Genomic DNA, 22,353 nt, shown 5'->3' with positions numbered 1-22,353 from the left:
TTCCACCCGTTGTGCACCGCGCCGGAGGGGATTGTCAGTGGCGCGTGCTCTCATGGAGCCATGATCGAAGACACGGAAACCATCGACGAGTTTCTCGTTCGGCACTCGACCGACGTGGAGGAGGCCCTCCGCAAGGCGGCCGCGGCAGAGATCATGCCGCGCTTCTGCCGGCTCGCCGCGCACGAGGTCGACCAGAAGAGCGGCCCGCACGACCTGGTGACGGACGCCGACCGCAATGCCGAGCTCTATCTCACCGAGGCGCTGGGCGCGCTGCTGCCCGGCTCGGTCGTGGTCGGCGAGGAGGCGGTGGACGCCGACCCCGCGTCCTACCAGGCGATACAGGGCGACACGCCGGTCTGGATCGTCGATCCCGTCGACGGCACCCGACAGTTCGTGCGCGGCGACCCCGGATTCTGCACCCTGATCGCGCTCGCCCGGCGCGGGGTCCTGCTCGCCTCGTGGACGTACGCCCCGGCCCGCGACCAGATGGCCACCGCCGTCCGCGGACAGGGCGCGTTCCTCGACGGCGAGCGCCTGACCTGCGGCGCACCGGAGCCGGACCGCGACCTGCGCGTGGCCACCTCCCACCCGGACTACACCAACGAGGCGGAGAAGCAGGCCCTGCTCGGGCTGCGGACCGCGGGCGTCGCACCGTGCTCCTGCGGCTCGGCGGGCCTGGAGTACCTGGCGGTCGCCCGGGGCGAGTTGGACGCCACGGCGTTCACGTGGGAACTGGCCTGGGACCACGCGGCCGGCCTGCTCCTGGTGGAGGAGGCGGGCGGCACGCACCTGACCCGGGCGGGCGAGCCGTTCCGCATCACCGGCCACAACGCCCTCCCCTTCACCGCGGCCCGCGACGCGGCCACCGCCCGCCGGGTGGTGGAACTGCTGAGGGCCTAGGGAAAGGACCCTCAGCCGTCCGGTCGCCGTCCGGTCGCCGGCGGTCGCCGGCGCGCAGGCAGGGGAGAGGCAGCGGTGGTCGTCGGTCACCGGACGAGCGGCGGGACACGGTGGACGAAGGCTCGGTGGTCCCGGGAGGTGCCCCGCGGCCCGGCGCTGTCGGGCCCGCGTCATATCCTGATCCTCACAGGCCATCGGCTGACGAAGGAGTCCGAAGGTGCCGTCGATGCTCGATGCGGTCGTGGTGGGTGCGGGGCCGAACGGACTGACCGCTGCTGTGGAGCTGGCCCGCCGGGGCTTCTCCGTGGCCGTCTTCGAGGCCCGGGACACCGTCGGCGGGGGAGCCCGCACCGAGGAACTCACGCTTCCCGGCTTCCGGCACGACCCCTGCTCGGCGGCCCACCCGCTCGGCATCAACTCGCCGGCCTTCCGCGCGATGCCCCTCCAGCGGTACGGCCTGGAGTGGCTGCACGCCGACCTGCCCATGGCACACCCCTTCACCGACGGCACCGCCGCCGTCCTGGCGCGGTCGGTCGGCGAGACGGCCGCCTCGTTCGGCCCGCGTGACGCCGGCACCTACCGCCGACTGGTCGAGCCCTTCCTGCCCAAGTGGGACACCCTGGCCAGGGACTTCATGTCGCTGCCGCTCACCGCGCTGCCCCGGGACCCGGTCACCCTCGCCCGCTTCGGTCTGGTCGGCCTGCCCCCGTCCACCTGGCTGACCCGCCGCTTCCGCGACGAGCGGGCCCGGACCTTGTTCGCCGGTCTCGTGGCCCATGTCATGGCCCCGCTGGGCGGCTTCGCCACCGGCGCGATCGGCCTGGTCTTCGCCCTCGCCGCGCACGCCCGCGGCTGGCCCGTGGCCCGTGGCGGCTCCCAGTCCATCTCGGACGCGCTCGCCGCCTACCTCAAGGACTTGGGCGGCGCGATCCACACCGATTACGAGGTCAAGCGGCTCGACGACCTGCCGCCCGCGCGCGCGTACGTCTTCGACACCTCACCCACCGCCCTGGCCCGCATCGCCGGCTTTGGCACCTACTACGAGGGCTATCGGTACGGCCCCGGCGTCTTCAAGATCGACTACGCGCTGGACGGCCCCGTGCCCTGGACCGCGCCGGAGCCGCACAGGGCCACCACCGTGCAGATCGGCGCGGACAGCGCCGAGATCGGCAGCGCCCTGCGCGCGGCGTCCCGGGAGGGCCGCGCACCCGACAAACCGTTCATGATCACCGTGCAGCCCAGTGTCGTCGACCCGGGCCGGGCACCGGCCGGCAAGCACGTGTTCTGGGCGTACGGCCATGTCCCCAGCGGCTGGACCGGAGACCTCACCGAGGCCATCGAACGCCAGCTGGAGCGGTTCGCCCCGGGCTTCCGCGACCGGGTCCTCGCCCGCGCGACCGCCGGACCACCCGAACTCGCCGCCCGCAACCCGAACTACGTCGGCGGCGACATCTCCTCCGGAGCGGTCTGCGGACTCCAGACCCTGCTGCGCCCCAAGCTCTCCCTGTTCCCGTACGGCACCCCGCACCCCGCCGTCTTCATCTGCTCCTCGGCCACCCCGCCCGGGCCCGGCGTGCACGGCATGTCGGGCCACAACGCGGCGAAGGCCGTCTGGAGGAGGCTGCGCCAGACATGACCGCCATCACCCTGGTGCAGGGCGACATCACCCGGCAGCGCGCCGACGCCATCGTCAACGCGGCCAACTCCTCGCTGCTCGGCGGAGGCGGCGTCGACGGCGCCATCCACCGCCGCGGCGGCCCCGCGATCCTCGCGGAATGCCGCGCACTACGCGCCTCGCAGTACGGCAAGGGCCTCGCCACCGGTCGCGCGGTCGCGACGACCGCGGGTGAGCTGGACGCCCGCTGGGTGATCCACACTGTCGGCCCGCGCTTCACCCACGACGAGGACCGGTCGGAGTTGCTGGCCTCCTGTTATCGGGAGTCGCTGCGGGTCGCGGACGAGCTGGGTGCTCGTACGGTCGCGTTTCCCGCCGTCTCCGCCGGCATCTACGGGTGGCCGATGGAGGATGCCGCCCGCATCGCGGTGGAGACCGTGCGGGCCACGGCCACGGCGGTCGAGGAGGTCAGGTTCGTCCTCTTCGACGACCGGGCGTACGACGCGTTCGCCGCGCGACTCCCCTGACGAAGTCGCGGTTCGGGCTTCCCGTTCTTCCTGGGCCCACCTGGGGATTGAGGGCCTGGGCACCGGCAGGGGCGTTCGCCTCCAGTCGCCGGACGCTCCTCATCCACGACGACCGGACACCACCGGCATGCGGTGTTCAGGATCCGCATGCGGTGTTCAGGCGGCGACGGGGACGGGCGCCGCCGCGGTCCGCAGGGGCGTCACGGTGGGCCGGATCAGACCGTTCTCGTAGGCGAAGGGGACCAGTTGCACGCGCGCGCGGGCACCGGTCTTGGTGAGGATGTTGCTGACGTGGGACTTCACGGTCGTGGGAGCGATGTGCAGCCGCTCCGCGATCTCGGCGTTCGACCAGCCGGAGGCGACCCCGGTGAGCACGTCCCGCTCCCGCTCGGTGAGCGAGCCGATCCCGTGCGCCCGCTCGGAGGTCCCGGCGGGTCGGAGGCTGCGGACGGCGTCGATGAGTTCGCGGGTCAGGCCGGGGGAGATGACCACGTCACCGACGGCCACGGCGTGCACGGCCGAGGTCAGTTCGTCGGGCGTGACGTCCGGGAGGACGAATCCGCCTGCCCCGGCGCGCAGGGCGGCGTACGCGTCCGTGTCGTGGCCGGAGGGGCTCAGGAGGAGCACGCGGGACGAACGAGCGAGACGGCGAACGGTCTCGATCCCGCCGGTGCCGAGGCCGGAGCCGTCCATGAGGACGACGTCCGGGCGGAGCCGGTCGCTCGTCCGGATCGCCTCGGCCTCGTCGGCTGTTTCGCCGACGACGGTCAGACCGGGCCGGGACGACAGGAGCATGCGCAGACCGAGTCGTTGCAGGGACTGCTGATGCAAGACGAAGACGGTGACCATGCTCACCCCTTCTAAACGAAACGGTTTCGTTTACCTGAGGAAAGAATAGCTCTCGCAATTATCGAAACGGCGTCGTTTCTTGCGTGGCCTGCGTCACACGTGGTGGGGTCCGGTTCGCGCCAGGCAAACAGGACCGCACAAAGTCCGACAGGATCATTGCTTCGGTTGTGTTCGAGTTCTAGGGTTTCCTGGCTGACGCACCCTCAGTCCGCGCACCCCCACCGTCGCACCGAGGAAGGCCCCGCCATGCCGCACCCGCACGTGCCCCACGCCGACCGACCGCTCGTCAGCCGTCGCCGTCTCCTGGAGGGAGGTGCCGCGGTGTTCGGTGCGCTCGCCCTGACCGCGTCCCCCTCCCTCGCGCACGCGGCCGGCCGGCGCGCGGCGGCGGACGGCACCCCGGAGTGGAACGGCAACATGGCCGTCTTCCGGCTGGGCGCCGAGCCCCCGCACAGCACCCTCATGCCGTACCAGGACGTCAGACAGGCGCTGGCCGCGGACCGCACCCGCTCGCCCTACCGTCTCAGCCTCGACGGCAGGTGGAAGTTCGCCTACGCCGACCGTCCCGACGACCGCGACGTCGACTTCCACCGTACGGACCTCGACGACGGGGACTGGGACACCATCCCGGTCCCCTCCGCCTGGCAGCTGCACGGCTACGACCGCCCGATCTACGTCAACATCACCTACCCGTGGTGGGGCCCCAACGGCCGGGGCGAGGAGGCGCAGCCCCCGGCCGCCCCCACCCGCCACAACCCCGTCGGCCAGTACCGGCGCACCTTCACCGTCCCGCGCGACTGGGCCGGACGGCGGACGTTCCTGCACTTCGAGGGGGTCAAGTCCGCCCACTACGTCTGGATCAACGGGGAGTTGGTCGGCTACCACGAGGACTCCTACGACCCCGCCGAGTACGACATCACCGAGCACCTCAAGCCGGGCACCAACCAGATCGCTGTCGAGGTCTACCGCTACTCCGACGGCGACTGGCTGGAGGACCAGGACATGATCCGGCTGAGCGGCATCTTCCGCTCGGTCCACCTGTACTCCACGCCCGCCGTGCACCTGCGCGACTTCAAGCTGGACACCCCGCTCGGCGACGACTACACGTCCGCCGAACTGTCGGTCACCGCGAGCGTGCGCGACTACGGCGGCAAGGGCGCCGGCCGGTACTCCGTCGAGACGCAGCTGTACGACGCGGGCGGGCACCCGGTCTGGTCCCGCCCGCTCCAGCAGACCGTCGCTCTGGAATCCGGCGACGAGAGGACCGTACAGGCCGCGAAGGCCGTGCCCGCGCCGCGCCTGTGGTCGGCCGAGCACCCGAACCTCTACACCGCGGTGCTGCGCCTGCGCGACCCGTCCGGCAAGGTGATCGAGACCCTCTCCCACCGGGTCGGTCTGCGTGAGTTCGCCCTCAAGGACGGGCTGATGCGCATCAACGGCAAGCCGATCTCCTTCCGCGGCACCAACCGGCACGAGATGCATCCGGTGCACGGCTCGGCGCTCACCCGCGCGGACCTCGTCGAGGACATCGGCATCATCAAACGGCTGAACATCAACAGCGTTCGCACCTCGCACTACCCCAACAACCCGCTCTGGCTGGAACTCGCCGACGAGTACGGCCTGTACCTCGTGGACGAGACCAACCTGGAGACCCACGGCATCCGGGACGAGTACCCCGGCGACCACGCGGAGTGGACCAAGGCGTGCGTGGCCCGCGCCCAGAGCATGGTCCACCGCGACAAGAACCACGCCTCGGTGGTCATCTGGTCGCTCGGCAACGAGGCGGGCGGCGGCAGCACCTTCAACGCCATGCACGACTGGATACGCTCCTACGACCCCACCCGCGTCATCCAGTACGAGGGCGACGACCGGCCGGGCATCAGCGACATCCGCTCCGAGATGTACGACAGCCCCTCCCGCGTCGAGGCACGGGCCAAGGACGCCGGCGACACCCGGCCGTACGTGATGATCGAGTACTCCCACGCGATGGGGAACTCCAACGGCAACTTCAAGAAGTACTGGGACGTCGTCCGCCGCTACGACGTCCTCCAGGGCGGCTGGATCTGGGACTTCGTCGACCAGGCCCTGAGCTGGCCCACCCCGACCCGCAAGCTGCTCACCGAGTCCGGACCCCGCGCGCTTCGCGGTGAGGTCATTGCCCCCAGCGGCGGCTTCGGCCGCGACACGGGCGTCTTCGGCGGTACCGTCTTCGCCCGCGACGCGAGCCTCGACCTCACCGGCTCGCTGACCCTGGAGGCCTGGGTCACCCCGCACTTCACCGGCGGTCACCAGCCGATCCTCGCCAAGGGCGACACCCAGTACGCCCTCAAGCAGTCGGACGACACCCTGGAGTTCTTCATCCACGGCGGCGGCCAGTGGGTCACCGCCGGCTGGGCACTGCCGGACAACTGGACCGGCAGAGAACACCACGTCGCGGGAGTCTTCGACGCGGCGGCGGGCACCCTGACCCTGCACGTCGACGGCGCGGTCCGCGCCACCCTCACGACCACCCGGCGCCCCGCCGTCAACACGGCCCCGCTGTCCCTGGCCACCGACGTCGACAACCCGACGCGGGAGCTCAGCGGCACCGTCCGGCGGGCCCGCGTGTACGCCCGGGCGCTGAGCGCCGACGAACTGGCCTCCGACAGCCGTGGCCCCGGCGACGACGGCGTGCGGTTCTGGTTCGACGCCGCCACCGTGGGCCTCACCGAGAAGCGGCCACACGACAAGACCTTCCTCGCCTACGGCGGCGACTGGGGCGACAACCCCAACGACGGGGCGTTCTCCGGAGACGGCATCGTCACCGCCGACCGAGGCCACACCGGCAAGGCCGCCGAGGTCAAGCAGATCTACCAGGCGATCAACGCAGCTCCCACCTCCGGCGACGCGGTCACCTCGGGGCGGGTCACCCTCACCAACGAGTACCTGTTCACCAACCTCCGTGAGTTCGACGGCCGTTGGTCGCTGCTGGCCGACGGCAAGGTCGTCCAGCGCGGCAGGCTGACCCGCGATCAGCTGGACGTCCCGGCGCTGACCAGCAAGGACATCACTGTCCCGGTGCGGGTGCCGGCGCGTGGGGCGCCCGGCACGGAGTACTTCCTGCACCTCTCCTTCACCACGAAGGAGCCCACGAAGTGGGCGACGGCCGGCTTCGAGATCGCCAAGCAGCAACTCCCCGTCACCGCGAGCGGCCCCGCCGTGACGCCCGTACCGCTGGACCGCGTACCGACGCTGCGCCACGAGGACGGCGCGAAGACCGTCACCGTCCGGGGCGAGGGATTCTCGGTCACCGTCGACAAGAGCAGCGGGACCATCACGTCGTACGAGGCCCACGGCGCCCGCCTGATCACCTCGGGGCCGGTGCCGAACTTCTGGCGGGCACCCACCGACAACGACCGGGGCAACGGGCAGCACACCCGCAACCAGACCTGGCGCGACGCGGGCGCCCGGCGCGAGGTCACGGACGTCGGCGTGCGCGCCCTGCGCGACAGGGCCGTCGAGATCAAGGTCAGCGGCACTCTGCCGACGACCGTCGAGTCGACGTACACCACCACCTACACCGTCTTCGGCAACGGCGAGATCAAGGTCGACAACACCCTGCACCCGGGGGCGGCCTCACTCCCGTACATCCCCGAGGTCGGCACCCTGCTGTTCCTGCCGGGACGCCTGGACCGCCTGCACTACTACGGCCGCGGTCCCGAGGAGAACATGTGGGACCGCAACAACGGCACCGACGTCGGCCTGTACTCCGGCACCGTCGCCGAACAGCGGACCTCCTACCTGCGCCCGCAGGAGAACGGCAACAAGACCGACGTCCGCTGGGCCGCGCTGACCGGTCCGGGCGGCGTCGGACTGCTGGTCAGCGGGGAGCCGCTGATCGAGGTCAACGCCTCGCACCTGACCCCCGAGGACCTGTCGGTGGGCGCCCGCCACGACTACCAGCTCACGCCTCGCGACGAGGTCGTCCTGCGGGTGAACCACCGTCAGATGGGCGTCGGCGGCGACAACAGCTGGGGGGCGCACACCCACGACGAGTACAAGCTCCTCGCCAACCGTGACTACGCCTACACCTACCGGCTGCGCCCGCTGCGGGACGTCGAGAAGGCGACGGCGGCCTCGCGGCGGCCGACGGCGACCGAGTGACCGCGCGGCGGCCCGGGACGCCGACGAGGCGGTGTCCCGGGCCGCCGCCGTGCTCCGCCCGGGGCCTGGGATCCGGGCGGGCCCTGGACAGCCGAGGTTGATGTCGGATTCTCGCCAGCCCGAACGCCCCGCGTGTCCGATGCTGGAGACATGCAGAGGGGAATGCACACCGACACCGAGCGCTGCGTGCGCGCCGTGCAGTCGAAGGACGCACGGTTCGACGGCTGGTTCTTCACCGCCGTCCTGACCACCCGCATCTACTGCCGACCCAGCTGCCCGGTCGTGCCGCCCAAGCCCGAGAACATGACCTTCCACCCGAGTGCGGCGGCCTGCCAGCAGGCCGGCTTCCGGGCCTGCAAGCGCTGCCGCCCCGACACCAGCCCGGGCTCACCCGAGTGGAACCAGCGCGCCGACCTGGTGGCCCGGGCGATGCGGCTCGTCGCCGACGGCGTCGTGGACCGCGAGGGCGTGCCCGGACTCGCCGCCCGGCTCGGCTACAGCAGCCGGCAGATCGAACGTCAGCTGCTCGCCGAACTGGGCGCGGGCCCGCTCGCCCTCGCCCGCGCGCAGCGCGCCCAGACCGCGCGTCTGCTCATCGAGACGACCCCGCTGCCGATGGCGGAGATCGCCTTCGCCGCCGGGTTCTCCTCCATCCGCACCTTCAACGACACCGTGCGCGAGGTCTTCGCCCTCTCCCCGAGCGAACTGCGCGCCCGGCTACCGAGGAAGAACACCCCGCCCGCTTCCGGGGCGGGGGCCCCGGCCACTCCAGGGGCGCTCGCCCTCCGGCTCCCCTTCCGCGCGCCCCTCAACCCCGACAACCTCTTCGGTCACCTCGCGGCGACCGCCGTCCCGGGCGTGGAGGAGTGGCGGGACGGCGCCTACCGGCGCACCCTGCGACTGCCGTACGGCCACGGCATCGTGGCCCTCACACCCAGGCCGGACCACATCGCCTGCCGACTCACCCTCAGTGACCTGCGGGACCTGACCGTCGCCATCAGCCGCTGCCGCCGACTGCTCGACCTGGACGCCGACCCGGTCGCGGTCGACGACCAGCTGCGCACCGACCCGGTCCTCGCGCCACTCGTCGACAAGGCACCCGGCCGACGGGTCCAACGCACCGTCGACGAGGCGGAGTTCGCGGTGCGCGCGGTGCTCGGCCAGCAGGTCTCGACGGCGGCGGCCCGCACCCACGCCGCCCGCCTGGTCACCGCGTACGGCGACCCGGTGGACGATCCCGAGGGGGGCCTCACCCACCTCTTCCCGTCCCCCGAGGCGCTCGCCGCCCTCGACCCCGAGTCACTCGCGATGCCACGCACCCGCCGCACCACCTTCACCACCCTGGTGACCCACCTCTCCGACGGCACCCTCAACCTGGGGGTGGGGAGCGACTGGACCCGGACCCGCGCCCAACTCCTCGCGCTCCCGGGCTTCGGCCCCTGGACGGCCGACGTCATCGCGATGCGCGCCCTCGGCGACCCGGACGCCTTCCTCGCGACCGACCTCGGGATCCGCCGCGCCGCACAGGAGCTGGACCTGCCCTCGACCCCGGCGGCGCTCACGGCCCGCGCGGCGGCCTGGCGGCCCTGGCGGGCGTACGCGGTCCAGTACCTGTGGGCGACCGACAGCCACCCCATCAACTACCTTCCCGGCCAAGGACGTTCGTGATGAGTTCGCCGAAGCAGCACACCGTGATCGACAGCCCCTACGGCCCCTTGACCCTCGTCGCCGACGACGGTGTCCTGTGCGGCCTCTACATGACCGACCAGCGCCACCGCCCCGCGGAGGAGACCTTCGGCACCCGCGCCGAGGCCCCCTTCGCCAAGGCCCCCTTCGCGGCGGCCGAGGAAGAACTCGAGGCCTATTTCGCGGGCGAGTTGAAGGAGTTCACCATCGAACTCGGCCTGCGTGGAACCCCGTTCCAGCGCAGCGTCTGGGACCAGCTGCGGAAGATCCCGTACGGCGAGACCCGCACGTACGGCGAACTGGCCGACGCGCTCGGCAGCCCCACCGCCTCTCGCGCGGTGGGGCTCGCCAACGGCAGGAACCCGGTCGGCATCATCGTGCCCTGCCACCGTGTGGTCGGCGCGAACGGCGGCCTCACCGGATACGGCGGCGGTCTGGACCGCAAGCAGCGCCTGCTGGACTTCGAGAGCGGAGCGGCGCTGTTCTAGAGCCAGGCAGGCTCGGTCAGCTCACCCGGTTCCCGTTCTCCAGCTCCGCCGTCCCCGAGCCCTCCGTCAGAACGTCGAGCGCGGTCACGACGCGGCGGCCCAGGGAGCCCGGCAGGTACTCGGTGAGTTCCTCGCGCGGTACGAGCCGCCAGGACAGCAGTTCCTCCTCCTGGAGCCGGATCGCCTTGAAATCGTCCTCGGTGAGCACTCCGCCGTCGTACAGGTACGCCACCAGCGGCGGCCGGCCCGTCCCGTGCACCCAGTCCACCGCGAGCAGCCGCCCGAGTTCCCGGTCCAGGCCGATCTCCTCCGCGGTCTCCCGGCGCGCGCCCTGGCGCGGGGTCTCACCGTCGTCGGACTCGATCGTGCCGCCCGGCAGCGCCCAGCCCTCACGGTAGTTGGGCTCGACGAGCAGCACCCGCCCCCGAGCGTCACGGAAGAGGGCGGCGGCCCCGGCGAGCACCCGGGGGAGCCCCGCGATGTAGGCGGCGAAGTCTTGAGAGGTGGTCATTCGGAAAGGGTATCCAGCTTCCCCGGCCGCTCCGGTCAGCCGTGTCCCCGGCCCCGTCGCCGGTCACGGCTCCGCCTGCGCCAACCGCAGCGTCCGCCGCGCCAGTTCACTGATCCGTGCCCCGTCGAAGCCGAACACCGCGCTGCGCACCGTGTCCTCCAGCGGATCCTTCCACTGCTCCGGGATGGCCTCGGCCCCGGTCAGCACCCCGGCCACCGAACCCGCGGTCGCGCCGTTGGAGTCGGTGTCCAGGCCACCGCGCACGGTGAGCGTGATGGTGCGGGTGAAGTCGCCGTCGCCGTACAGGAGCCCGGCGGTCAGGACGGCCGCGTTCGGCACGGTGTGGATCCAGCCGAGCCCCGCGGTCTCCTCGGCGACCGTGCTGAGCGTGTCCTCCCAGGGCATCCGGGTGGCGTGCAGCGACACGACACGGCGCACGGTCCGGGCCAGGCGGCTGTTCGCCGGGACCACCGTGAGTGCCTGGTCGACGGCCTGGCGCACCGTACCTGCCGTGAACGCCGCCGCGATCAGCGCCGCCGCCCACATCGCGCCGTACACGCCGTTGCCGGTGTGGGACAGCACCGCGTCCCGGCGGGCGAGCGACGCCGCGCGACGCGGCACCCCCGGACAGGTCCAGCCGTAGATGTCCGCCCGGATGAGGGCCCCGATCCACTCCTGGTACGGATTGTCGTACGTCGCCGTGAGCGGCGGTTTCAGCCCGTTGGCGAGGTTGCGGTACGCGGCCCTCTCGGCGGTGAAGGTCTGCCGGTACGGCAGCCGGAGCAGCCACAGCTCGCCGACCTGTTCCGTGCTGAACCCGAAGCCGTGGGTCTCCAGCAGGTCCAGGCCGAGGATGGCGTAGTCGACGTCGTCGTCCCGGCAGCTGCCGTGAATGCGGCCGCGGACGCACTGGCGCCACTCGGGGCGCAGCTCGATACCCTCGCTCGCGCCGACGGGCTCGGGCAGGTAGTCGGTGAGCGGCAGGGCCGCGGCCTGTCGCAGATAGCGGTCGATCCGGTCCCGCGTCCACAGGTCGCCCTGCTCGACCGGCTTGCCGAGCATGTTGCCCGCGATCCGGCCGAGCCAGCCCCCGAGGACGCGGTCGGCGAGTTCTGGCTCGATGCCCACTGGGGTCATACCTACCGTCTACCCGGTTGTGGGGGCGTCCGCGCGCGGTTCGGGCGCCGCGTCCCCGGCGTGTTCCGGGGACCGGTCGGTGCATGACGGCGGGGTCGTCCTGCGGTTAAGGTCACAGCGGCGCGACTGGCCTTGACGTGCGTGGGGCCTGAGGAGCAAGGGGAAGACAAGGTGGCGGACGCTGCAGGGAACGACGCCCGGGCGACAGCGCGGGTGCTCATCGCCGCGGACAAGTTCAAGGGCTCACTGACGGCCGTACAGGTCGCCGAGCGGATCACGGCCGGGCTGCGCGAGGTCCGGCCGGACCTCGCGGTGGAGGCGCTGCCGGTGGCCGACGGCGGCGACGGAACGGTGGACGCGGCGGTCGCCGCCGGGTTCGAACGACGCGAGGTCCCGGTCGCGGGGCCGCTCGGCCAGGAGGTGACGGCCGCGTTCGCGCTGCGCGGGGACACGGCCGTCGTGGAGATGGCGGAGGCGAGCGGGCTGCAGCGGCTGCCCGCGGGTGTCTTCGCACCGCTGACGGCTTCCACGTACGGCTCCGGCGAGCTGCTGCGGGCCGCGCTGGACGCGGGCGCGCGGACGATCGTGTTCGGGGTGGGCGGCAGTGCCACCACGGACGGCGGCGCCGGCATGCTGTCCGCGCTCGGCGCGCGGTTGCTGGACGCGGACGGGGAGCCGGTGCCACCGGGCGGCGGCGGCCTCGCCGACCTGGCCTCGGCCGACCTGTCCGGACTCGACCCGCGGCTCGCGTCCGTGGAGTTCGTGCTCGCGAGCGACGTGGACAACCCGCTGACCGGCCCCAAGGGCGCACCGGCCGTCTACGGCCCGCAGAAGGGCGCCTCGCCGGACGACGTGGCGGCGCTGGACGAGGCACTCGCGCACTACGTGACGGTGCTGGAGCGGGCGGTCGGCGCGAAGGCCGCCGCGTACGCGGGCTCGCCGGGCGCCGGCGCGGCGGGGGGCATCGGCTACGGCGCGCTGCTCCTCGGCGCCCGCTTCCGGCCCGGTATAGAGATCATGCTCGACGTCCTGGGCTTCGCGCCCGCGCTGGAGTACGCGACGCTGGTCATCACCGGCGAGGGATCCCTGGACCAGCAGACGCTGCACGGCAAGGCTCCCGCGGGCGTCGCGGCGGCGGCACGCGCCAAGGGCAAGGAGGTCGTCGCGGTGTGCGGTCGGCTCGCCCTGCAGCCGGAGGCGCTCGGCCGGGCCGGTTTCCGGCGGGTGTATCCGTTGACGGACGTCGAGCCGGACGTGGCGACCTGCATCGCGGACGCGGGGCCGATCCTGCAACGGGTCGCGCGGCAGATCGCCCGTGACTTCCTGACCTGACCCCGGACAGGCGAAGGGCCCCGGACCGTCTGGTCCGGGGCCCTTGCGTGAGCGGATGCGTTTACGGCTGTGCCGCCCGCGCCTCACGTCGGTTGCCACGGAAGTTGTTCACCCGGCGAGCCGTGGCGAACAGCGGGATGACCGCCCCCATGACCAGCTGCAGCGCACAGCCGGTCTGCAGCAGCAGCTGTCCGCCCGGCGCGTCGAACGCCCAGGCCGTCAGCAGCCCCATGGACAGCACGATCCAGGAGAGCATCGCCACCGCGAGGCGACCCCGCGGCTTCGGGTACTCCACCCGGCTCACCATCAGCCAGGCGGTACCCAGGATCGCGAGGAGCGTCGCCACGAAGGGCAGCTCCAGCAGCACGATCGAGACCACCGTCAGCGCCCCGAACGGAGACGGCATGCCCTGGAAGGTGCCGTCCTTCACCGTCACGCACGAGAATCTGGCCAGCCGCAGCACGACGGCCAGGAGCACAACGATCGCCCCCACCGCCGCCACCCGCTGGTACGCGCCGTCCGCCACCATGCCGTAGACCAGGACGAAGTACGCCGGCGCCAGGCCGAAGCTGATCAGGTCGGAGAGGTTGTCCAGCTCCGCGCCCATGGGGGAGGAGCGCAGCTTGCGCGCCACCAGGCCGTCGAACAGGTCGAAGACCGCCGCGCACAGCATCAGGATGACCGCCGTGGCCGCGCTGTTGCGCGCCATGCCGGACTCCTGGCTGCCGGTGAGGTCCGGGATCAGGATGCCGGTGGTGGTGAAGTACACGGCCATGAAGCCGCACGTGGCGTTGCCGAGGGTGAGGGTGTCCGCTATTGAGAGGCGGAGAGAGAGGGGCATCTCCTCCTCGTCGTCCACCTCGTCGGCCCCGGGCATCCAGCCCGCCTGGGTCTCGGGATCAACCACGGTCAATGCGAGTCACCCCAGCCACCGTCTTCTGGCCCACCTCTACCGCGACCTCCACGCCCTCGGGCAGGTAGATGTCGACACGCGAACCGAAGCGGATCAGCCCGATCCGGTCGCCCTGCTCGACCTTGGTGCCCTGGGGCACGTACGGGACGATGCGACGGGCCACCGCGCCGGCGATCTGGATCATCTCGATGTCACCGAGTTCGGTGTCGAAGTGCCAGACGACGCGCTCGTTGTTCTCGCTCTCCTTGTTGAACGCCGGAACGAACCCACCCGGGATGTGCTCGACCGACGTCACCGTGCCGGAGAGCGGCGCCCGGTTGACATGGACGTTGAGCGGGCTCATGAAGATGGCGACGCGGGTGCGGCCGTCCTTCCACGGCATGATGCTCTGCACCACACCGTCGGCGGGCGAGATGACCCGGCCCTGGGTGATCTCGCGCTCGGGGTCGCGGAAGAACCACAGCATGCCCGCCGCGAGCGCGGTGGCGGGTACGGCGACGGCCTTGGCGGCGCCGGAACGGCGCGCCCGGACCAGGCTGAGGGCTGCGGTGGCGACGGTCGGAAGAAGCCACGGCGATGCTCCGCGCGCCAGGCGTACGCCTGCCAGGCTGTCGCGAGGTGCAGAGGTTTGGCTGTGGGGCATGGATGACCTTCGTAGCGGATGATGCCGCACTGCAACGGGGGACGGCGGCTTTCCCGGGAGGATACCGGTCGCGGGCCACAACTGGGCAAGCCAGGAAGCCGAGTCGGCGGCTGAGGACCGTTGACGGGGTGTGATCTTCTTCTCGAAGAAAACACCCCCAACCGGGACATCTAGCTCTGGAGTCGATACTCTTCGAGCAGCCTGCGACCGATGATCATTTTTTGGATCTCGGCGGTACCTTCGCCGATCAGCAGCATCGGAGCCTCACGGTAGAGGCGCTCGATCTCGTACTCCTTGGAGAAGCCGTAGCCGCCGTGGATCCGGAATGCGTCCTCCACGACCTCCTTGCAGTATTCGGAGGCGAGGTACTTCGCCATCCCTGCTTCAAGGTCGTTACGTTCGCCGGAGTCCTTTTTGCGAGCCGCGTTCACCATCATCGCATGGGCCGCCTCGACCTTGGTAGCCATCTCGGCCAGTTTGAACTGGATGGCCTGGTGCTGGGCGATCGCCTTGCCGAAGGTGTGCCGCTGCTGGGCGTACGAGACGCCCAGTTCGAAGGCACGCTGAGCGACGCCACAGCCACGTGCCGCCACGTTGACGCGGCCGACCTCCACGCCGTCCATCATTTGGTAAAAACCTCGGCCGGTGGTCCCGCCGAGCACCCGATCGGCCGAAACGCGCAGGCCATCCATGATCAGTTCGGTGGTGTCGACCCCCTTGTAGCCCATCTTGTCGATCTTCCCGGGGATGGTGAGGCCGGGGCGGACCTCCCCGAAGCCGGGCTCCTTCTCGACCAGGAAGGTCGTCATCGACTTGTGGGGCGCGGTCCCCTCCGGGTGTCCTTCGTCACTCCGGACGAGAACGGCGACCAGCGACGACGTGCCACCGTTCGTCAGCCACATCTTCTGACCGTTGAGGACGTACTCGTCGCCGTCCTTCACCGCCTTCGACGTGATCGCGGACACGTCCGATCCGAGGGCCGGCTCCGACATGGAGAAGGCGCCGCGGATGTCGCCGGCCGCCATCCTCGGCAGGAAGTGGTCCTTCTGCTCCTGCGTGCCGTGCTGCTTGAGCATGTACGCCACGATGAAGTGCGTGTTGATGATGCCGGACACCGACATCCAGCCCCGGGCGATCTCCTCCACGCACAGCGCGTACGTCAGGAGCGACTCGCCGAGACCGCCGTACTCCTCGGGGATCATCAGCCCGAACAGGCCCAGTTCCTTGAGCCCGTCCACGATCTGCTGCGGGTACTCGTCGCGGTGCTCCAGCTCGGTCGCGACCGGGATGATCTCCTTGTCCACGAAGTCGCGGACGGTGGACAGGATCTCCTGCTGGATGTCGGTCAGACCGGCGGTCTGGGCGAGTCGCGCCATGGCTACTTCTCCTGCTCCGTGAGCTGGGGCCGGCCGGGCTGCTCGCCGCCGCGCTCCTTGATGTACGTCTCGGTGGGCACCATCACCTTGCGGCGGAACACGCAGACCAGCGTGCCGTCCTGCTTGTAGCCCTTGGTCTCGACATGGACGATGCCGCGGTCGTTCTTCGACTTGGAGGGCCACTTGTCGAGCACGGTGGTCTGCCCGTAGATCGTGTCGCCGTGGAAGGTGGGCGCCACGTGCTTGAGCGACTCGATCTCCAGGTTGGCGATCGCCTTGCCGGAGACGTCCGGTACGGACATGCCGAGCAGCAGGGAGTAGATGTAGTTCCCGACGACGACGTTCTTGCCGAAGTCTGTCGTCTGCTCCGCGTAGTTGCTGTCCATGTGGAGCGGGTGGTGGTTCATGGTGAGGAGACAGAAGAGGTGGTCGTCGTACTCCGTGACCGTCTTCCCGGGCCAGTGCTTGTAGACCGCCCCGACCTCGAACTCCTCGTAGGTGCGTCCGAACTGCATCGCGCTCAGGCCTCCGGGATCTCGAACGTGGACGTGCGCTTCATGCCGGCCGCACGCCCCTTGCCGGAGATGACCAGCGCCATCTTGCGGCTGGCCTCGTCGATCATCTCGTCGCCGAGCATCGCCGAGCCCTTCTTGCCGCCCGCCTCGGAGGTGTAGTACTCGTACGCGTCCAGGATCAGCTCGGCGTGGTCGTAGTCCTCCTGCGAGGGCGAGAAGATCTCGTTGGACGCCTCGACCTGGCCCGGGTGCAGCACCCACTTGCCGTCGAAGCCGAGCGCGGCGGCGCGTCCCGCGACCTCGCGGTAGCCGTCGATGTTGCGGATCTGCAGGTAGGGGCCGTCGATCGCCTGGAGGTCGTTGGCGCGGGCGGCCATCAGGATCTTCATCAGGATGTAGTGGTAGGCGTCCGCCGGGTAGCCGGGCGGCTGCTCGCCCACGACCAGCGACTTCATGTTGATCGACGCCATGAAGTCGGCCGGGCCGAAGATGATGGTCTCGACCCGCGGGGAGGCCTGCGCGATCTCGTTGACGTTGTTCAGGCCCTGCGCGTTCTCGATCTGCGCCTCGATGCCGATGCGGCCGACCTCGAAGCCCATGGTCTTCTCGATCTGGGTCAGCAGCAGGTCGAGCGCCACGACCTGCTGGGCGTCCTGCACCTTCGGCAGCATGATGCAGTCGAGGTTGGGGCCGGCGCCCTCGACGACCGTGACGACATCCCGGTACGTCCACTCGGTCGTCCAGTCGTTGACGCGCACGACCCGCGTCTTGCCCGTCCAGTCGCCCTCGTTGAGGAACTTGACGATGGTGTGCCGCGCGTCGGGCTTGGCGAGCGGCGCGCACGCGTCCTCCAGGTCCAGGAAGACCTGGTCGGCGGGGAGGCCCTGTGCCTTCTCCAGGAAGCGGGGGTTGCTCCCGGGGACCGCGAGGCAGGAGCGTCGCGGACGCAGACGGTTGACGGGCGTTGTCATGCGGGGACCTCCAGGGGGTCGAGCTTGTTCGCTGTCCGGATCTCGTCGACGACACGGCCGATGATTCCGGTGATGTCGAAGTCCTTCGGGGTGAACACCGCGGCCACTCCGGCTGCCCGCAGCTGTTCGGCGTCACCATTCGGGATGATGCCACCGGCGATCAACGGAATGTCTGTGGCACCGGCCACACGCAGCCGTTCGAGCACATCCGGGACCAGCTGGGCGTGCGAGCCGGAGAGGATCGACAGGCCCACCGCGTGCACGTCCTCGGCCAGGGCCGCGTCCACGATCTGCTCGGGCGTGAGACGTATGCCCTGGTAGATCACCTCGAAGCCGGCGTCACGGGCCCGCACGGCGATCTGCTCGGCACCGTTGGAGTGCCCGTCCAGGCCGGGTTTGCCGACCAGGAAGCGCAGCTTGCCGACGCCGAGGTCCTTGGCCGTGAGGTCCACCTTTCGGCGCACCTCGGACAGGGCCGAGCCCTCCTCGGCGGGGATCGCCACCGGCGCCGACGAGACACCGGTCGGGGCCCGGAACTCACCGAACACCTCCCGCAGCGCCCCCGCCCACTCACCGGTGGTGACGCCCGCGCGGGCGCACTCCAGGGTGGCCTCCATCAGGTTGTCGGTGCCCTTGGCGGCCTCCTTCAGCTTCTCCAGCGCCTTGCAGGGGCGCGGGTGGTTGAAGGGCGGCTGGTAGCGGGTGTCGCGCCAGTGCTGGAGCGAGGCGATGACCCGGGCCTCGACGGCCGGGTCGACCGTGTGGATGGCCGTGTCGAGGTCGGCCGTCAGCGGGTTCGGTTCGGTCGTCTCGAAGATGTTGACGCCGATGATCTTCTCCTGGCCGGACTCGATACGGCCCCGGCGCTCCGCGTGCGAGGAGACCAGCTGCGACTTGAGGTAGCCGGACTCCACGGCGGCCATCGCGCCGCCCATCTCCTGGATCCGCTCGATCTCCGCGAGCGACTCCTCGACCAGCTCGCCCACCTTCGCCTCGATGACCTTCGAGCCCTCGAAGATGTCGTCGTACTCCAGCAGATCGCTCTCGTGGGCCAGCACCTGCTGGATGCGCAGCGACCACTGCTGGTCCCAGGGCCGGGGCAGCCCCAGCGCCTCGTTCCAGGCGGGGAGCTGCACGGCACGTGCGCGGGCGTCCTTGGAGAGGGTCACCGCGAGCATCTCCAGCACGATCCGCTGGACGTTGTTCTCCGGCTGCGCCTCGGTCAGGCCGAGCGAGTTGACCTGGACGCCGTAGCGGAAGCGCCGGTGCTTGGGGTCCTCGATGCCGTACCGCTCACGGGTGATCCGGTCCCAGATGCGGCCGAAGGCGCGCATCTTGCACATCTCCTCGATGAAGCGGACCCCCGCGTTCACGAAGAAGGAGATGCGGCCGACCACGTCGCCCATGCGTTCCTGCGGCACCTGGCCGCTGTCCCGGACGGCGTCCAGCACCGCGATCGCCGTCGACATCGCGTACGCGATCTCCTGGACCGGTGTGGCGCCCGCCTCCTGCAGGTGGTAGCTGCAGATGTTGATCGGGTTCCACTTCGGGAGGTGGGAGACCGTGTACGCGATCATGTCCGTGGTCAGCCGGAGCGAGGGTCCCGGCGGGAACACGTGGGTGCCCCGGGACAGGTACTCCTTGACGATGTCGTTCTGGGTCGTGCCCTGGAGCTTGGTGATGTCCGCACCGTGTTCCTCCGCGACGACCTGGTAGAGCGCCAGCAGCCACATGGCGGTGGCGTTGATCGTCATCGAGGTGTTCATCTGCTCCAGGGGGATGTCCTGGAACAGCCGGCGCATGTCACCGACGTGCGCGATCGGCACGCCGACCCGGCCGACCTCGCCGCGGGCGAGGATGTGGTCGGAGTCGTAGCCGGTCTGCGTCGGCAGGTCGAACGCGACCGACAGGCCGGTCTGGCCCTTGGCGAGGTTGCGCCGGTACAGCTCGTTGGACGCCTCGGCCGTGGAGTGGCCGGCGTACGTGCGCATGAGCCACGGCCGGTCCTTCTCCCGCCGCCCGTCAGCGGTCTGACGCTCAGTCATCTGTGCCTCCGCTGTTCTCAGATGTTCCGGAAGCGGTTGATGGCGTCGACGTGCTGGGCGCGCTTGTCCGCGTCGCGCACGCCGAGGCCTTCCTCGGGCGCCATGCACAGGACGCCGACCTTGCCCTGGTGGAGGTTGCGGTGCACGTCGTAGGCGGCCTGTCCGGTCTCGTCGAGCGAGTACACCTTCGACAGGGTCGGGTGGATCTTGCCCTTGGCGATGAGGCGGTTGGCTTCCCAGGCCTCGCGGTAGTTGGCGAAGTGCGAGCCGATGATCCGCTTCAGCGACATCCACAGGTAGCGGTTGTCGTACTCGTGCATGTAGCCCGAGGTCGAGGCGCAGGTGGTGATGGTGCCGCCCTTGCGGGTGACGTAGACGGAGGCGCCGAAGGTCTCGCGGCCGGGGTGCTCGAAGACGATGTCGATGTCCTCGCCGCCGGTGAACTCGCGGATGCGCTTCCCGAAGCGCTTCCACTCCTTCGGGTCCTGGGTGTGCTCGTCCTTCCAGAACTTGTAGTCCTCGGCGGTGCGGTCGATGATCGCCTCGGCGCCCATCGACCGGCAGATGTCCGCCTTCTGCTCGCTGGAGACGACACAGATCGGGTTGGCGCCGCCGGCCAGCGCGAACTGGGTGGCGTAGGAGCCGAGTCCGCCGCTGGCGCCCCAGATGAGCACGTTGTCGCCCTGCTTCATGTCGGCGCCGTTGCGGGACACCAGCTGACGGTAGGCGGTGGAGTTGACCAGGCCCGGGGCGGCGGCCTCCTCCCACGACAGGTGGTCGGGCTTGGGCATCAGCTGGTTGGACTTGACGAGCGCGATCTCCGCGAGGCCGCCGAAGTTGGTCTCGAAGCCCCAGATGCGCTGCTCGGGGTCGAGCATGGTGTCGTTGTGGCCGTCGCTGGATTCCAGCTCGACGGAGAGGCAGTGCGCGACGACCTCGTCACCGGGGCGCCAGGCGTTGACGCCGGGGCCGGTGCGCAGGACGACGCCCGCGAGGTCGGAGCCGATGATGTGGTACGGCAGGTCGTGCCGCCTGGTGAGCTCGGAGACCTTGCCGTAGCGCTCCAGGAACCCGAAGGTCGACAGCGGCTCGAAGATCGAGGTCCACACGGAGTTGTAGTTGACCGAGGAGGCCATCACGGCCACCAGGGCCTCGCCCGGGCCCAGCTCGGGCAGCGGCACCTCGTCCAGGTGCAGCGACTTGCGTGGGTCCTTCTCGCGGGTCTGCATGCCCGCGAACATCTCGGTCTCGTCCTTGTGCACGGTGATCGCACGGTACGACTCGGGCAGCGGCAGAGCGGCGAAGTCGTCCGGCGTCGAGTCCGGTGACTGGATCGCGTCCAGGATGTCCTTAACGGTCACGGTGTTGCCTCCGGCCTATGGCGTCTTGAGGGGAGACGCTGAGGGTTACGTCGGTGCTGCTGAGGGTGGGTGGAGAAGTGCCGTCGGTTCGGCGGTGGTGCTGTTCGGCAGCGCTTTGTGGCGCGGGAGGTTGCCTGTGACGCAGGCGTCCGGGCGGGCAGACCGTTGGTTTGCTGGGACAGCCGGCGTACGCATGGTCTCTGCACGCCGGCCGCCCGGACACCTTCAACGTATGACACCGCGTGTCACCTCGCAAGGCACTGAGTGCCAGAACCTGCTCTCAGGTGAAATCTTTACGTAACAAATGAGCGATGATCGATCGAATGGCTCGTGAAAGGTGCCTGAAAAGCGCCCCTGACATGGCAAAACGGCCACCCCGGAGGGTGGCCGTGATCACAGCGGGACCAGGCGGTGCGGGCGGGACTCAGCGGTCCCTGAGGGCCTCCTCGATGGTCCGCATGACCTGGTCGAGCGGGGCGTCGGTGCGGGCGACCGTCACCAGCACCTCGCCGTGCGTGGAGACCGTCGCGGCGGGGGGCTTGGCGGGGGTGCTGCGTCCGGCCCCGATGCCGGACCCGAACGTCTTCCGCACGATCGCGAAGGCGTGGTCCAGCTGTGCCTCGACGTCGCCCTGTCCGCCGGCCCGCAGCCAGCGGCGCAGCACGTGGTTGTGGGCGGTGACCACGGCGGACGCGGCGACCTCCGCCAGCAGCGGGTCGTCGTTGGCGTCGTCGTCGTGCGCGTGCTCGTCGAAGTGGCCGAGGAGGTAGCGGGTGAAGAGCCGCTCGTAGCGGGCGACGGACGCGATCTCCGCCTCCCGCAGGGTGGGTACCTCGCGCGTGAGGGTGTAGCGGGCGACCGAGATCTCCGGCCGGGCCGCATACATCCGCATGACCTCCTTGATGCCGCGGCACACCGTGTCGAGCGGGTGCTCGTGCGCGGGGGCGGCGTTGAGGACGGCCTCGGCCCGGATCAGCGTGTCGTCGTGGTCCGGGAAGATCGCCTCTTCCTTGGAGCGGAAGTGACGGAAGAAGGTGCGGCGGGCCACCCCGGCTGCGGCCGCGATCTCGTCGACGGTGGTCGCCTCGTACCCCTTGGTCGCGAACAACTCCATCGCTGCGGCCGCCAGCTCTCGGCGCATCTTGAGCCGCTGGGCGGCGGCGCGGTTGCCTGCGGCACTCTCCGGCGCGTCGGGCGTGGCTGGGGTACGTGCGGACTTGGCGGGCTGGGACATGACCTGAACGTACTGCATGTGCGCAGCTCGCCGCGCCCGTCCGGGGGTCCCCCCGCCCCGGACGGGCGGGGGAGTGCCGGGCCAGGCGGACGGGGGAGCGCTGCCCG

General features: G+C 70.5%; 18 protein-coding genes. 7 read left to right on the top strand and 11 right to left on the bottom strand.

The window, feature by feature from the left end; genetic code table 11:
- Positions 1 to 60 precede the first annotated feature (60 nt).
- From ACFYRY_RS32290 to ACFYRY_RS32280, 3 genes are all read left to right on the top strand, one after another.
- On the top strand, positions 61 to 900 hold the full coding sequence (locus tag ACFYRY_RS32290; protein ID WP_389153563.1) for an inositol monophosphatase family protein: 840 nt from the start codon (positions 61 to 63) through the stop codon (positions 898 to 900).
- Positions 901 to 1,126: 226 nt separating this feature from the next.
- The gene (locus ACFYRY_RS32285; protein WP_389153560.1) at positions 1,127 to 2,536 is read left to right on the top strand and encodes a phytoene desaturase family protein; all 1,410 of its coding nucleotides are present in this window, start codon (positions 1,127 to 1,129) and stop codon (positions 2,534 to 2,536) included.
- Positions 2,533 to 3,042, top strand: a complete 510-nt coding sequence (locus tag ACFYRY_RS32280; protein ID WP_389153557.1) for an O-acetyl-ADP-ribose deacetylase — start codon at positions 2,533 to 2,535, stop codon at positions 3,040 to 3,042. Before ACFYRY_RS32285 ends, ACFYRY_RS32280 begins: the two co-directional genes overlap by 4 nt.
- Positions 3,043 to 3,198: 156 nt before the next feature.
- Here the strand turns inward: ACFYRY_RS32280 and ACFYRY_RS32275 are convergent, their stop codons facing one another.
- Positions 3,199 to 3,891, bottom strand: a complete 693-nt coding sequence (locus ACFYRY_RS32275; RefSeq protein WP_389153554.1) for a LuxR C-terminal-related transcriptional regulator — start codon at positions 3,889 to 3,891, stop codon at positions 3,199 to 3,201.
- Positions 3,892 to 4,137: 246 nt separating this feature from the next.
- On the opposite strand from ACFYRY_RS32275, the gene ACFYRY_RS32270 reads away from it, so the two are divergent.
- The 3 genes from ACFYRY_RS32270 (at position 4,138) to ACFYRY_RS32260 (ending at position 10,208) form a co-directional block, all read left to right on the top strand.
- A complete protein-coding gene (locus ACFYRY_RS32270; RefSeq protein ID WP_389153551.1) occupies positions 4,138 to 8,034 on the top strand; it encodes a glycoside hydrolase family 2 TIM barrel-domain containing protein in 3,897 nt (1,298 codons plus the stop codon).
- Between the two features lie 150 nt (positions 8,035 to 8,184).
- The gene (locus tag ACFYRY_RS32265) at positions 8,185 to 9,702 is read left to right on the top strand and encodes an AlkA N-terminal domain-containing protein (RefSeq protein ID WP_389153548.1); all 1,518 of its coding nucleotides are present in this window, start codon (positions 8,185 to 8,187) and stop codon (positions 9,700 to 9,702) included.
- Positions 9,702 to 10,208 carry a methylated-DNA--[protein]-cysteine S-methyltransferase gene (locus tag ACFYRY_RS32260; protein ID WP_389153545.1) on the top strand — a complete coding sequence of 169 codons (507 nt, stop codon included), beginning with the start codon at positions 9,702 to 9,704 and terminating at the stop codon, positions 10,206 to 10,208. Before ACFYRY_RS32265 ends, ACFYRY_RS32260 begins: the two co-directional genes overlap by 1 nt.
- A 16-nt stretch (positions 10,209 to 10,224) precedes the next feature.
- Here ACFYRY_RS32260 and ACFYRY_RS32255 read toward each other — a convergent pair whose 3' ends face one another.
- Both ACFYRY_RS32255 and ACFYRY_RS32250 read right to left on the bottom strand, forming a co-directional pair.
- Positions 10,225 to 10,719 (bottom strand): NUDIX domain-containing protein, encoded by a 495-nt coding sequence (locus tag ACFYRY_RS32255; RefSeq protein WP_389153543.1) that lies wholly within the window; start codon positions 10,717 to 10,719, stop codon positions 10,225 to 10,227.
- A 63-nt stretch (positions 10,720 to 10,782) separates the two neighbouring features.
- Positions 10,783 to 11,856 (bottom strand): ADP-ribosylglycohydrolase family protein, encoded by a 1,074-nt coding sequence (locus ACFYRY_RS32250; protein WP_389153541.1) that lies wholly within the window; start codon positions 11,854 to 11,856, stop codon positions 10,783 to 10,785.
- Positions 11,857 to 12,069: 213 nt separating this feature from the next.
- Between ACFYRY_RS32250 and ACFYRY_RS32245 the strand changes: the two genes are divergently transcribed.
- The gene (locus tag ACFYRY_RS32245; protein ID WP_389153919.1) at positions 12,070 to 13,188 is read left to right on the top strand and encodes a glycerate kinase; all 1,119 of its coding nucleotides are present in this window, start codon (positions 12,070 to 12,072) and stop codon (positions 13,186 to 13,188) included.
- Between the two features lie 61 nt (positions 13,189 to 13,249).
- Here the strand turns inward: ACFYRY_RS32245 and pssA are convergent, their stop codons facing one another.
- The 8 genes from pssA to ACFYRY_RS32205 form a co-directional block, all read right to left on the bottom strand.
- Complete coding sequence (gene pssA, locus ACFYRY_RS32240) at positions 13,250 to 14,065, bottom strand: CDP-diacylglycerol--serine O-phosphatidyltransferase (protein WP_389153917.1); 816 nt, start codon at positions 14,063 to 14,065, stop codon at positions 13,250 to 13,252.
- 22 nt (positions 14,066 to 14,087) lie between these two features.
- Complete coding sequence (locus ACFYRY_RS32235; RefSeq protein ID WP_389153538.1) at positions 14,088 to 14,744, bottom strand: phosphatidylserine decarboxylase; 657 nt, start codon at positions 14,742 to 14,744, stop codon at positions 14,088 to 14,090.
- A gap of 170 nt (positions 14,745 to 14,914) precedes the next feature.
- Entirely contained in the window at positions 14,915 to 16,120 is a 1,206-nt protein-coding gene (locus ACFYRY_RS32230; RefSeq protein ID WP_389153535.1) for an acyl-CoA dehydrogenase family protein, read from the bottom strand.
- Between the two features lie 2 nt (positions 16,121 to 16,122).
- The gene (locus ACFYRY_RS32225) at positions 16,123 to 16,635 is read right to left on the bottom strand and encodes a MaoC family dehydratase (RefSeq protein WP_389153532.1); all 513 of its coding nucleotides are present in this window, start codon (positions 16,633 to 16,635) and stop codon (positions 16,123 to 16,125) included.
- A gap of 5 nt (positions 16,636 to 16,640) precedes the next feature.
- Positions 16,641 to 17,606 carry an HpcH/HpaI aldolase/citrate lyase family protein gene (locus ACFYRY_RS32220; RefSeq protein ID WP_389153529.1) on the bottom strand — a complete coding sequence of 322 codons (966 nt, stop codon included), beginning with the start codon at positions 17,604 to 17,606 and terminating at the stop codon, positions 16,641 to 16,643.
- Complete coding sequence (locus ACFYRY_RS32215; protein WP_389153526.1) at positions 17,603 to 19,651, bottom strand: protein meaA; 2,049 nt, start codon at positions 19,649 to 19,651, stop codon at positions 17,603 to 17,605. Before ACFYRY_RS32215 ends, ACFYRY_RS32220 begins: the two co-directional genes overlap by 4 nt.
- Positions 19,652 to 19,668: 17 nt before the next feature.
- The gene (gene ccrA / locus ACFYRY_RS32210; protein WP_389153523.1) at positions 19,669 to 21,012 is read right to left on the bottom strand and encodes a crotonyl-CoA carboxylase/reductase; all 1,344 of its coding nucleotides are present in this window, start codon (positions 21,010 to 21,012) and stop codon (positions 19,669 to 19,671) included.
- Between the two features lie 424 nt (positions 21,013 to 21,436).
- Positions 21,437 to 22,246 carry a TetR family transcriptional regulator gene (locus ACFYRY_RS32205; RefSeq protein ID WP_389153521.1) on the bottom strand — a complete coding sequence of 270 codons (810 nt, stop codon included), beginning with the start codon at positions 22,244 to 22,246 and terminating at the stop codon, positions 21,437 to 21,439.
- Positions 22,247 to 22,353: the final 107 nt, after the last annotated feature.

It is taken from the genome of Streptomyces sp. NPDC005263 (genome assembly GCF_042872365.1).
Lineage (GTDB): Bacteria > Actinomycetota > Actinomycetes > Streptomycetales > Streptomycetaceae > Streptomyces.
The sequence above is the reverse complement of the archived record's forward strand: the minus strand, read 5'-3'. Positions and strand labels throughout refer to the sequence as shown.

Bases quoted from the DNA above. Each gene is read 5' to 3' on its own strand.
- ACFYRY_RS32290 (WP_389153563.1), top strand. From the start codon at position 61: ATGATCGAAGACACGGAAACCATCGACGAGTTTCTCGTTCGGCACTCG.
- ACFYRY_RS32285 (WP_389153560.1), top strand. From the start codon at position 1,127: ATGCTCGATGCGGTCGTGGTGGGTGCGGGGCCGAACGGACTGACCGCT.
- ACFYRY_RS32280 (WP_389153557.1), top strand. From the start codon at position 2,533: ATGACCGCCATCACCCTGGTGCAGGGCGACATCACCCGGCAGCGCGCC.
- ACFYRY_RS32275 (WP_389153554.1), bottom strand. From the start codon at position 3,891: ATGGTCACCGTCTTCGTCTTGCATCAGCAGTCCCTGCAACGACTCGGT.
- ACFYRY_RS32270 (WP_389153551.1), top strand. From the start codon at position 4,138: ATGCCGCACCCGCACGTGCCCCACGCCGACCGACCGCTCGTCAGCCGT.
- ACFYRY_RS32265 (WP_389153548.1), top strand. From the start codon at position 8,185: ATGCAGAGGGGAATGCACACCGACACCGAGCGCTGCGTGCGCGCCGTG.
- ACFYRY_RS32260 (WP_389153545.1), top strand. From the start codon at position 9,702: ATGAGTTCGCCGAAGCAGCACACCGTGATCGACAGCCCCTACGGCCCC.
- ACFYRY_RS32255 (WP_389153543.1), bottom strand. From the start codon at position 10,719: ATGACCACCTCTCAAGACTTCGCCGCCTACATCGCGGGGCTCCCCCGG.
- ACFYRY_RS32250 (WP_389153541.1), bottom strand. From the start codon at position 11,856: ATGACCCCAGTGGGCATCGAGCCAGAACTCGCCGACCGCGTCCTCGGG.
- pssA (WP_389153917.1), bottom strand. From the start codon at position 14,065: ATGCCCGGGGCCGACGAGGTGGACGACGAGGAGGAGATGCCCCTCTCT.
- ACFYRY_RS32235 (WP_389153538.1), bottom strand. From the start codon at position 14,744: ATGCCCCACAGCCAAACCTCTGCACCTCGCGACAGCCTGGCAGGCGTA.
- ACFYRY_RS32230 (WP_389153535.1), bottom strand. From the start codon at position 16,120: ATGGCGCGACTCGCCCAGACCGCCGGTCTGACCGACATCCAGCAGGAG.
- ACFYRY_RS32225 (WP_389153532.1), bottom strand. From the start codon at position 16,635: ATGCAGTTCGGACGCACCTACGAGGAGTTCGAGGTCGGGGCGGTCTAC.
- ACFYRY_RS32220 (WP_389153529.1), bottom strand. From the start codon at position 17,606: ATGACAACGCCCGTCAACCGTCTGCGTCCGCGACGCTCCTGCCTCGCG.
- ACFYRY_RS32215 (WP_389153526.1), bottom strand. From the start codon at position 19,651: ATGACTGAGCGTCAGACCGCTGACGGGCGGCGGGAGAAGGACCGGCCG.
- ACFYRY_RS32205 (WP_389153521.1), bottom strand. From the start codon at position 22,246: ATGTCCCAGCCCGCCAAGTCCGCACGTACCCCAGCCACGCCCGACGCG.